Annotated in this window: 9 protein-coding genes; 3 read left to right on the top strand and 6 right to left on the bottom strand. The window is 64.8% G+C overall.

What is annotated here, in order from left to right; genetic code table 11:
• A partial coding sequence (locus JHD07_RS26290; protein ID WP_291627363.1) for an HD domain-containing protein occupies positions 1-624 on the bottom strand: 624 nt, incomplete at its 3' end.
• Between the two features lie 203 nt (positions 625-827).
• Positions 828-1,220, bottom strand: coding sequence for a DNA-directed RNA polymerase subunit omega (rpoZ, locus tag JHD07_RS26285; RefSeq protein ID WP_007603391.1), 393 nt, complete (start codon positions 1,218-1,220; stop codon positions 828-830).
• A gap of 329 nt (positions 1,221-1,549) precedes the next feature.
• Between rpoZ and JHD07_RS26280 the strand changes: the two genes are divergently transcribed.
• Together JHD07_RS26280 and JHD07_RS26275 are read left to right on the top strand one after the other, a co-directional pair.
• Positions 1,550-2,194, top strand: coding sequence for an NYN domain-containing protein (locus JHD07_RS26280; protein WP_027573659.1), 645 nt, complete (start codon positions 1,550-1,552; stop codon positions 2,192-2,194).
• Positions 2,175-2,849 carry a uracil-DNA glycosylase gene (locus tag JHD07_RS26275; RefSeq protein WP_291627355.1) on the top strand — a complete coding sequence of 225 codons (675 nt, stop codon included), beginning with the start codon at positions 2,175-2,177 and terminating at the stop codon, positions 2,847-2,849. Before JHD07_RS26280 ends, JHD07_RS26275 begins: the two co-directional genes overlap by 20 nt.
• Before the next feature lie 90 nt (positions 2,850-2,939).
• Here JHD07_RS26275 and JHD07_RS26270 read toward each other — a convergent pair whose 3' ends face one another.
• From JHD07_RS26270 to dapA, 4 genes are read right to left on the bottom strand one after another with little or no spacing between them, the layout of a single operon-like run.
• The gene (locus JHD07_RS26270; protein ID WP_291627353.1) at positions 2,940-3,539 is read right to left on the bottom strand and encodes a peroxiredoxin; all 600 of its coding nucleotides are present in this window, start codon (positions 3,537-3,539) and stop codon (positions 2,940-2,942) included.
• A gap of 4 nt (positions 3,540-3,543) precedes the next feature.
• Positions 3,544-4,017, bottom strand: a complete 474-nt coding sequence (gene smpB / locus JHD07_RS26265) for an SsrA-binding protein SmpB (RefSeq protein ID WP_291627351.1) — start codon at positions 4,015-4,017, stop codon at positions 3,544-3,546.
• Positions 4,018-4,076: 59 nt separating this feature from the next.
• Positions 4,077-4,490: a large conductance mechanosensitive channel protein MscL gene (gene mscL, locus JHD07_RS26260; protein WP_291627364.1), complete on the bottom strand. Its 414-nt coding sequence runs from the start codon at positions 4,488-4,490 to the stop codon at positions 4,077-4,079.
• 50 nt (positions 4,491-4,540) lie between these two features.
• Positions 4,541-5,431, bottom strand: coding sequence for a 4-hydroxy-tetrahydrodipicolinate synthase (dapA, locus tag JHD07_RS26255; protein ID WP_291627349.1), 891 nt, complete (start codon positions 5,429-5,431; stop codon positions 4,541-4,543).
• Between the two features lie 226 nt (positions 5,432-5,657).
• Between dapA and JHD07_RS26250 the strand changes: the two genes are divergently transcribed.
• On the top strand, positions 5,658-8,099 hold the full coding sequence (locus JHD07_RS26250) for a lytic transglycosylase domain-containing protein (protein WP_291627347.1): 2,442 nt from the start codon (positions 5,658-5,660) through the stop codon (positions 8,097-8,099).
• Positions 8,100-8,294 lie beyond the last annotated feature (195 nt).

The following is an 8,294-nucleotide window of genomic DNA, read 5'->3' as shown; positions in this document are numbered from 1 at the left end:
CAACGCCTGCTCGGGCTTGCCCTCGTTGCGGGCCGTCTCCTCGGCGATGCGCCGGCGCGATTCCGTCGGCACGAAGTCCAGCGTGCGCATGTTGTGCAGACGGTCGGCGAGCTTGACCAGAAGCACTCGGACATCATCGGCAATGGCCAGCAACAATTTGCGCAGATTCTCGGCCTGCTTGGCCTCGCGCGACACCAGCTCCAGCCGCTTCAGCTTGGTCAGGCCCTCGACCAGCGCGCCGATCTCGGAGCCGAAAATCTGATCGATCTCGGCACGCGTTGCCTCGGTGTCCTCGATCGTGTCGTGCAGCAGCGCGGCCACGATGGTCGCGTCGTCAAGCTTGAGGTCGGTGAGAATCGCAGCGACTTCGAGCGGATGCGAGAAATACGGATCGCCCGAGGCGCGGGTCTGCGAGCCATGCGCCTTCATGGCGTAGACATAGGCGCGGTTCAGCAGGTCTTCGTTGGTATTGGGGTTGTAGGACCGGACGCGCTCAACGAGGTCATATTGACGCATCATCCGCGCCCGGGGCCTGGCCGGACGCGCGACCGGCGCAGTCGGGGCGACGGCAACCGATTCGGTTGCGGCCTGCATCTGCGAGGGTCTGCGACGCCGATATACCATTCCATCCTGCCTTCAAACGGGCCGAGCCAGCCCGCTGCATCCATCCTAGCTCCAATCGCGCTCGTGTCCGATCAATTCAGTGACAGACGCGGCGCCGGCGACGACGCTATGGTAACCACGAAAAGGTCAACAAAAGCAAAGGCCCGAACGACGGTTCGGGCCTTTGAAATGATCACAAGCAGTCGATGGTCGCGACGGAGGAATTACTCGTCTTCCTCGGGCTGCTCCTCGGGCGGAGCGAGGCCTTCCAGGCCCTTCAGGAGCTCCTCTTCGGTCATGCGCTCGACGGCCACTTCGGTGTCGTCGGCATCGACGCTCGCACCTGCGGAACCGATCAGCGGCACCGTATCCGGCTCGGGCTCATCCACCTCGACGAACTTCTGGAGCGAGTGGACCAGCTCCTCGCGGAGGTCCTCCGGCGAGATCGTCGTCTCCGCGATTTCACGTAAAGACACAACTGGGTTCTTGTCGTTATCGCGGTCAACCGTTAGTTGTGAACCGGACGAGATCATGCGGGCACGGTGGGCGGCCAGCAGGACCAAGTCAAACCGGTTGTCGACCTTGTCGATACAATCTTCTACGGTGACGCGAGCCATGGACTGTCGCTCCGTTGTGGGTGGGACGAAATATGTGGATGATTGGGGGTAGTTATAGGGGCCGGAACAGTTTCGCAAGGCCAATTTGTGATTTGGTCTCGCCAAACGGCTCTGCTACCCCCACATTGGGGCCGGGAAGAGTGGTTTCGCGGGCTGCCATCGAAGGCGGCCCCGGATGCATGCATGTCCGCCATAACTATACCTTGATTGCCCCGACTTCTCCGGATTTGCGGTTTCGACGGGTCTTAGCGGCACTCTAGAACTGCGCGGCTTGCTGTCGCCGCGCCAACAATAAAACCATCACCACGAACTCTACGCGAGCAAACTGAATGTCACCTTCTCCGACCAACAAGATCGCGCTCTTCATCGACGGGGCCAATCTCTACGCGACAGCCAAGACTCTGGGCTTCGACATCGATTACAAGCGCCTGCTGAAGGAGTTTCAGAGCCGCGGGACCTTGTTGCGGGCGTTCTACTACACCGCCATCATCGAGGATCAGGAATACTCCTCGATCCGCCCGCTGATCGACTGGCTGGACTACAACGGCTACACCGTCGTGACCAAAGCGACCAAGGAGTTCATCGACGCCTCGGGCCGCCGCAAGGTCAAGGGCAACATGGACATCGAGCTCGCCGTGGACGCCATGGAGCTCGCCGAGCACATCGACCAGATGGTGCTGTTCTCGGGCGACGGCGACTTCCGCTCCCTGGTCGAGGCCGTGCAGCGCCGCGGCGTGCGCGTCACCGTGATCTCCACCATCGCCAGCCAGCCCCCGATGATCGCCGACGAGCTGCGCCGCCAGGCCGACGTCTTCACCGACCTCGTCGAGCTGCAATCCAAGCTCGGCCGCGACCCGTCCGAACGCCCCGCCCCGCGTGACCGCGGCGAGCGTGGCGAACGCCACCACGCCCCGCAATTCCTCCAGCGCGCAACCACGATGGCGCCGAGGGGCGATGACGACTTCGAGGAGTGAGGCGGCCCGGTCCAGCCGCCAGCCTCCCCTCGTCGTTCCCAACCGCGATTGTCCGCTCTGTCCGCGCCTGGTCGCCTTTCGCGCGGCGAACCGCGCACGCGAGCCGTCGTGGCACAACGCGCCGGTTGCGCCGTTCGGCGAACTCGGCGCGCGCCTCCTGATCGTGGGCCTCGCGCCGGGAATGCAGGGCGCCAACCGCACGGGGCGGCCGTTCACCGGCGATTACGCCGGCGACCTGCTCTACGCCACGCTGCTCGAATACGGCTTTGCCAAAGGCAGCTATCAGGCGCGCCCCGATGACGGCCTGAAACTGGTCGACTGCCGGATCGCCAATGCCGTGCATTGCGTGCCGCCGCAGAACAAGCCGCTACCGGCGGAGATCAACACCTGCCGGCAGTTTCTGGTCGCCAATCTCGAGGCGATGCCGAAGCTGCGCGCAATCATCGCGCTGGGGCGGATTGCGCACGACAGCGTACTCAAGCCGCTGAAGCTGAAGGCGTCCCAGGCGCCCTTCGGCCATGGCGCGGTGCATCAGGCCGGCGCGTTCAAGCTGTACGACAGCTATCACTGCTCGCGCTACAACACGAACACCGGCGTGCTGACGCCAGACATGTTCAGATCCGTGTTCGCGAAGGTGAAGGCAGATCTGGATTAGAGAGCCCGATGCAGTTGAGCAGGCCGGTTGCGGGTTCACCTCCCCAACGGGGAGAGGTACGCCCTCCGCTCGTATCGCCTCCACCAAAACTCATTCGACCTTGGCGCGCGCTCCGTTGGCCGGATTGGCCTTCAGCCAGTCCAGCACGTCGCTTGCGTTCCGGTCGGGCGGAAATACCGGGTAGAACACGTGCGTGATCCTGGCGTCGTCGATGACGAGCGCGAGGCGCTTGATCAGCGTCAGGCCCGCGACCTCCATGGTCGGCAAATTCAGGGCGCACGTCAGGGCCAGCTTCTCGTCCGAGAGCACTGGGAACGGCAGATGCAGCCGCGAGGCCATCTCGGTCTGGTAGGCGTTGCTCTGGGTCGAGAGGCCGAACACGTGCGAGGCGCCGGCGGCCTTGAGCTCGGCGAAAAGATCGCGAAACGCGCAAGTCTGCGGCGTGCAACCCCGCGCGCCCGGGATCATGTCCCAATCGTCGACCAGCGCGATCTTGCCGGGCTCGCCGGTGCGGGGATAGGCGAACACGACGACGCGGCCGCGCAGTGCCGACAGCGTGACGGAGGTGTCGTCGGTCGCGAGCAGGTTGACCGCCGGCAACGTCATGCCCTCGAGATGCGCGGCGGCGCCATCGTCGGCAGGTGCGGGAATCTGGCTCCAATCGACCTCGAGCAGGTTCCGCTGGATCATCGCGCTATCCCCTCGCCCGCAACAGGCGGCCCTTCTCCCGGCTCCAGTCCCGCTTCTTCTCGCTCTCGCGCTTGTCGTGCAGCTTCTTGCCCTTTGCGATCGCGAGCTGCAGTTTGGCCCGTCCACGCTCGTTGAAGTAGAGCTTGAGCGGGATCAGCGTCATACCCTCGCGGTCGACGGCGCCCATCAGCTTGTTGATCTGCCGGCGGTGCAGCAGCAGCTTGCGGGGCCGCTTGGGCTCGTGGTTGAAGCGGTTTCCTTGCAGATATTCGGGAATGGTCGCGTTGATCAGCCAGATCTCGCCGTTCTTGGAATCGGCATAGGATTCCGCGATCGTGCTCTTGCCGTTGCGGATCGACTTGACCTCGGTGCCGGTCAGGGCAATGCCCGCCTCGATCGTATCTTCGATCGCGTAGTTGAAGCGGGCCTTGCGGTTCTCCGCCATCACCTTGATCGGACGTTCGTTCTTATCGGCCATGACAGGCAAACCTGATCGAGATGCGCTCGGATTCTAACAATTCGGATGAAGCGGGCGCGTCACTTCTTCAGGAGGTCTCGGATCTCGGTCAACAGCTCGACCTCGGCCGACGGTTTTGGCGGAGTGGCAGGAGCCGCCTCCTCCCTGCGCTTCAGGGTGTTCATGGCGCGGATCACCAGAAACAGCACAAAGGCGACGATGATGAAGTTGATCGTCAACGTCAGGAAGCTGCCATAAGCAAGCACGGCGCCTTGCTTTTTGGCATCCGCTAAGTTGGTGGCGGTGACCGCCTTCGACAAGGGGATGAAGTAGTTCGAGAAGTCGAGCCCGCCGGTGACGGCGCCGATGATCGGCATGATGACGTCGCCGACAAGCGAGGTGACGATGCCGCCGAACGCCGCGCCGATGATGACGCCGACCGCGAGATCGACGACGTTCCCCTTCATGGCGAACTCGCGGAACTCCTTCAGCATCCGCGCGCCCTTGTCCTCGACGCTCATGAAAGGTTCCCCAAGCTAATGCGTCAGTTGATCAGGCCGGCGTGAACCATCGCACTGCGCACCGCGACCCGCGTCGGCTCGGAGACGGGGACCATCGGCAGCCGCAAGGTCTCGTCCAGCTTGCCGAGCAGCGACATCGCGTACTTGATCGGCGCCGGGTTGCTCTCGATAAAGAGGTTGTTGTGCAGCGGCATCAACTTGTCGTGGATCGCGAGCGCTGCCTTGGTGTCGCCCTTCTGCCAGGCGGCGTGGAACTCCGAGCACAGACGCGGGGCGACGTTCGAGGTCACCGAAATACAGCCGTGGCCGCCATGGGCCATGTAGCCGATGATGGTGGCGTCCTCGCCCGAGAGCTGATTGAAGTCCTCGCCCATCGCCGCGCGCTGCTGCGACACGCGCACCATGCTGGCGGTGGCATCCTTGACGCCGGCGATGTTCTTCAGCTCCCACAGCCGCTTCATGGTGTCGACCGACATGTCGATCACCGAGCGCGGCGGGATGTTGTAGATGATGATCGGAATGCCGATGGCGTCGTTGATGGCCTTGAAGTGCTGGTACATGCCTTCCTGGGTCGGCTTGTTGTAGTACGGCGTCACCACCAGCACGGCATCCGCGCCGGCCTTCTCGGCGTGCTGGGCGAGCTCGATCGCCTCCTTGGTCGAGTTGGAGCCGGCGCCGGCGACGACGGGCACGCGGCCCTTGGCCTCCTCGATGCACCATTCGACCACCTTCTTGTGCTCGTCATGGCTGAGCGTCGGGCTTTCGCCGGTGGTTCCGACCGGGACAAGGCCGTTGGTGCCCTCGGAGATCTGCCAATTGACCAGAGAGCGGAACGCCGCCTCGTCCAGCGAGCCGTTCTTGAAAGGGGTGACCAAGGCGGTGAACGACCCCCGGAATTTCGTCTTGGCTGCCATGGACTTCCTCCGTACGCGGCGATCTTCTTGAGCAACCCCCTTCATATCGGGTCTCCCCTGCCGGTAAAAGGCCCGCTGCAGTGTGACGCACCGTTTAGGCCGCGATTTTGCCGCGGTGCTGGTGCAAATCGGCCCGAGGTAAGCGGCTGTTGGTATTTTCTCCGCATATTCGAGCAAATTCAGCTAGGTCTTGAGCCACTTCACTGATTCGGGGCGACGAAACGCCGTGACCTCCTTTGCTCGTGCCTCATGGCGATCCCTGGGTCTGTCGGTGGGTTTGGCCGTCTCCCTGATGGCCGGACTGTCGGTGGGCCGCGCCGCCCCCGCAAAGTCCAATGAGACCGCGGACACAAAGCCGGCCGCCAATAACGCGGCGAAGAGCACACCCAAGGACGCGGGCAAGGAGAAGTCCAAGGATAGCTCCAGGGCAACCAGCACGGGAACTGGCAAGGATCCAGCGAAGGGCGCGAGCAAGAGCACCACAAGCGCTCCGGCGAAGGATGCCGCAAAGAAGCCTGCAAAGGACTCCGCCGGCAAGGAACCCGCGAAAGACAAGCCGAAACCTGCTGCTGCGGTCGCCGCGCCAAAATCACAACCCGCGCCGCCGCCGAAGACGGCCCCTGCGCCGGCCGTGACGGCCACCGTCAAACCCACCGCCCCACCCGCTGCCCGGCCGGTCGCACCTCCCGTGCTGGCGCCTGCGACCCGCCAGCATGCCGCACCCCGCAAGCCGGTCATCCCGGCCGCGGTCGCAGCGACGTCGTCGACGTCGCAGGCCGACAAGGACACGCTGGAAAGCGTCATCGAGCTCGTGCGCAAGCGCAAGGCGGGCGAGGCCAGCAATGCCGCAGCCGGCATCTCCGATCCCGTCGCGCGGAAGCTCGCCGAATGGATCATCCTGCGCAGCGAGAACAATGACGCGACGGTGGAGCGCTATCGCGCCTTCATCTCCGCCAATCCGAGCTGGCCGTCGCAGACGTTCCTGCGCAGGCGCCTCGAGGCTGCGATGTGGGACGATCGACGCGATGATTCCGTTGCGTGGTCGTGGTTCGAGAATGAATCTCCGATCTCCGCCAAGGGCCGCTTCACGCTCGCCAAGGCGATGCTGGCGCGCGGCGACCGCGCCAATGCCGAGCGGCTGGTGCGCGAGGCCTGGCGCAGCGATCCGATGTCGGAGGACACCGAGAACAACGCGCTCGACCAGTTCGGCGCGCTGCTGACGCCTGGTGACCAGAAGGCGCGGATGGACAACCTGCTCTACGGCAGCGAGAACGAGGCCGCGATGCGCGCCGCCAAGCGCCTCGGCGCCGGCTATGTCGCGCTCGCCAAGGCCCGCATCGCCGCGGTCAAGAAAGCGCCCAACGCGCGCGCACTGCTCGACGCGGTGCCGCGCGAGCTGCACAACGATCCCGGCTTCCTCTTCAGCAAGATCCAGCTGTTGCGCCGCGAGGAGAAGTTCACTGAAGCCGCCCAGCTGATGGTGTCGGCGCCGAAGGATCCGGGCCGCCTCCACAATCTCGACGAATGGTGGATCGAACGGCGCCTCCTGGCGCGCAAGATGATCGACACCGAGGAATTCCGCAGCGCCTATCTGATCGCGCGTGACGCCGCCCTGCCCTCGCGCGACATCTACAAGACCGAGCAGGAGTTCACCGCCGGGTGGATCGCGCTTCGCTTCCTCAACGATCCCGCAACCGCCGCGCAGCATTTCGCCCGCATCGGCGTCGGCAGCGTCAATCCGACCGCCCTTGCGCGAGCCGGCTATTGGCAAGGCCGCGCCGCTGAGGCGATGGGCCGCCAGCAGGAGGCGCGCAACGCCTATGCGCGAGCCGCCGAGCAGTCGACCAGCTATTACGGCCAGCTCGCGCGCGCAAAGCTCGGCCTGCCGCAGATCGAGCTCAACAGTCCGCCGCGCGGCCGCGGCGCCGACCGGCTCGAGATCGTCCGCGCTGCGCAGCTGCTGTACGAGCTCGACGAGCGCGAGATGGCGATTCCGCTGCTGGCCGACATGGGCGAGAACGGCGATCCCGAGGCGCTCGCCGGCCTTGGCGAGCTCACCCAGCGCTACAGCGACGCGCGCGGCATGCTGCTGCTCGGCAAGGCCGCGCTCAACCGCGGCCTGCCGTTCGACTTCTATGCCTACCCCGTCAACGGCATTCCGCAGTTCACGCCGATCGGCCCTGAGGTCGAGCGCAGCATCATCTACGCCATCGCGCGGCAGGAAAGTGCCTTCAATCCGTCGGTGGTCTCGCCGGCGCAGGCCTATGGGCTGATGCAGGTGACGCCGGACGCTGCGCGCTACGTCTGCAAGCGGCACGGCGCGACCTACGACCTGTCGCGGCTGAAGAACGATTCGGTCTACAACGCCACGCTCGGCTCGGCCGAGCTCGGCGGACTGCTCGAGGATTATCGCGGCTCCTACATCATGACGTTCGCCGCCTACAATGCCGGCCGCGGCAGCGTGAGGAAGTGGGTCGAGCGCTACGGCGATCCGCGCGACCCCAAGGTCGACGCCGTCGACTGGGTCGAGCTGATTCCTTTCTCCGAGACACGCAACTACGTGCAGCGGATCATGGAGAATCTTCAGGTCTACAGGGCCCGCTTCGGCGGCGGCACGCGCCTCCAGATCGAGGCCGATTTGCGCCGCGGCGCCGGCAGCGTGCAATAGCATTCTCCTCCCAGCTTCGAGCCCGCGCCCACGGCGAGATTCGTCTGGCCGTGACGCGAGCGGCCAAAACAAGACGGGCGATCGACGGCGATCCTCAGGCCTGTCCGCTCCGAACGTTGCGCGGCTGCGACGGCTGGTCCGACCGACGAGGTTCGCGAGGGTCCGCCGATCGACAATGAAGCCACCGTTGATCCC

The sequence above is a fragment of the Bradyrhizobium sp. genome (assembly GCF_016462955.1).
Classification (GTDB): domain Bacteria; phylum Pseudomonadota; class Alphaproteobacteria; order Rhizobiales; family Xanthobacteraceae; genus Bradyrhizobium.
Note: the sequence above shows the minus strand (reverse complement) of the source record. Positions and strands in the feature narration are given on the sequence as shown.

Excerpts from the sequence above, each read along its gene's own strand:
- rpoZ (WP_007603391.1), bottom strand. The coding sequence starts at position 1,220 with ATGGCTCGCGTCACCGTAGAAGATTGTATCGACAAGGTCGACAACCGG.
- JHD07_RS26280 (WP_027573659.1), top strand. The coding sequence starts at position 1,550 with ATGTCACCTTCTCCGACCAACAAGATCGCGCTCTTCATCGACGGGGCC.
- JHD07_RS26275 (WP_291627355.1), top strand. The coding sequence starts at position 2,175 with ATGACGACTTCGAGGAGTGAGGCGGCCCGGTCCAGCCGCCAGCCTCCC.
- JHD07_RS26270 (WP_291627353.1), bottom strand. The coding sequence starts at position 3,539 with ATGATCCAGCGGAACCTGCTCGAGGTCGATTGGAGCCAGATTCCCGCA.
- smpB (WP_291627351.1), bottom strand. The coding sequence starts at position 4,017 with ATGGCCGATAAGAACGAACGTCCGATCAAGGTGATGGCGGAGAACCGC.
- mscL (WP_291627364.1), bottom strand. The coding sequence starts at position 4,490 with ATGCTGAAGGAGTTCCGCGAGTTCGCCATGAAGGGGAACGTCGTCGAT.
- dapA (WP_291627349.1), bottom strand. The coding sequence starts at position 5,431 with ATGGCAGCCAAGACGAAATTCCGGGGGTCGTTCACCGCCTTGGTCACC.